The sequence below is a fragment of the Novosphingobium sp. KN65.2 genome, assembly GCF_001368935.1.
GTDB lineage: Bacteria > Pseudomonadota > Alphaproteobacteria > Sphingomonadales > Sphingomonadaceae > Novosphingobium > Novosphingobium mathurense.
In genome coordinates this window covers 1-1,637 of sequence record NZ_CCBH010000018.1, presented here as the reverse complement: position 1 = coordinate 1,637, position 1,637 = coordinate 1, and the positions used below count along the sequence as shown (strand labels likewise).

Sequence of the window (1,637 nt, the reverse complement as noted above, 5' to 3'; positions counted from 1 at the left end):
CCTGTCTTATTCATGATGGTGGGCAATCGGGGTTGGCGGGAGTAGCGTAAGCCATTGGCTTGTTGTAGGAATTTTGGTGCCTAAACCAACCTGCAACGAGGCAAGAAATGCCACAGGCCACACCCGCCGAGGGCGACGATAGCGCCGCCTCCTTTTCGTTTCCAGCAGTAGGTCGCAAGAAACTCACAGCAGCGTTTGACGGTGGGCGGCTGACCTCAGACGGCGGGGTTCTCCTGCTTGCCCAAGCCGAGCGTGAGATGGGGATCTGCAGGCAACTCGCTTCTTGCATTGCCGATCCGCGCGATCCTTCGCGGGTGGTCCACAAGCTGGATGACATCCTAAGGGCCCGGGTTTTGGCGATCACCTGCGGCTACGAGGATGCCGACGACCTTGACGCGCTGCGCAACGATCCCGGCTTTCGCCTGGCGCTCGGCAAGTTCCCAGGCTCGGGGCCGGGCTTGGCCAGTCAACCGACGATGAGTAGGTGGGAGAACGCGCCGAGCACGCGCGAACTGGCGCGCATGATGGCTGTGATGGTCGAAATCTACTGCACCAGCTATCCCGATCCGCCCAAGGCGGTGACACTGGATATCGATGACACGTGCGATGTCGTGCACGGCTATCAGCAGCTCTCGTTCTGGAACGGTCATCACGGTGAGCGCTGCTTCCTGCCGATTCACGTCTACGACACTGCCACCGGCCGGCCGGTGGCCATGCTGCTGCGCACCGGCAAGACGCCATCGGGTGCAGAGGCGGCCGGGCACATCCGACGCCTGGTGCGCCATATCCGCCGGCACTGGCCTGAGACCCACATCACCATCCGCGGAGATGGCCATTATGGCAGGCCCGAGGTCATGGCCTTCTGCGAGGTGCATGGCATCGACTATGTCTTCGGCCTTCCCACCAATGCTGCCCTACGCGCCGACCCGGAGATCGTGAAGGTGGCTGATGCCTGCGCGGTCAAGCGTGCCGAGCACGACCGGGTGGTCCTGCGTCACTATGCCGAAACCCGCTACGGCGCGAAAAGTTGGAAATGCCAGCGTCGTATCATTGCCCGGATCGAGGCAAGCATCATGGGGCTCGACATCCGCTATGTCGTCACCTCGCTGGAGAAAGGTTCGGCCGAGCACATCTATGACACGCTGTACTGTGCCCGAGGCCAGGCTGAGAACCTGATCAAGATGCACAAGACCCAGCTCTCCAGCGATCGTACATCGTGCCGCTCGGCCAACGCCAACCAGATGCGACTGATCCTTCACACCGCTGCCTACTGGCTCATGTGGCGCATCCGGCAAGCCATCCCGAAAACCTCCATGCTTGCCACCGCCGAGTTCGCGACCCTGCGCCTGCGGATCCTCAAGGTCGCGGCACGTGTCATTGAGACCGCTTCCCGGATCCGGGTCGCCTTCGCGTCCGCCTGTCCCGATGCCGCCATATTCCGAGCCATCGCGACCGCGCTCAGACCTGTCCCGACATAGCCCGGCGCGGCTGCGCCGCCGAACATCCAAACCCCGCCCATCAACCGCGAAAAGCCCATTGATCCTGCTGCGTTGAAAAAACGCCGATGGAGGCGTTCGCCCTCATCACCTGGCCATCAACTGATCGCCGCCAAACAATTCCGCCACTGATGCTTCATG

Annotated in this window: 1 protein-coding gene; it reads left to right on the top strand. The window is 62.2% G+C overall.

The features are described 5' to 3' along the window. Nucleotides 1-107: 107 nt before the first annotated feature. Entirely contained in the window at nucleotides 108-1,478 is a 1,371-nt protein-coding gene (locus SPHV1_RS00975; RefSeq protein WP_054944280.1) for an IS1380 family transposase, read from the top strand. Nucleotides 1,479-1,637 lie beyond the last annotated feature (159 nt).

Coding starts and splice junctions, on each gene's coding strand:
- SPHV1_RS00975 (WP_054944280.1), top strand. CDS start 108: ATGCCACAGGCCACACCCGCCGAGGGCGACGATAGCGCCGCCTCCTTT.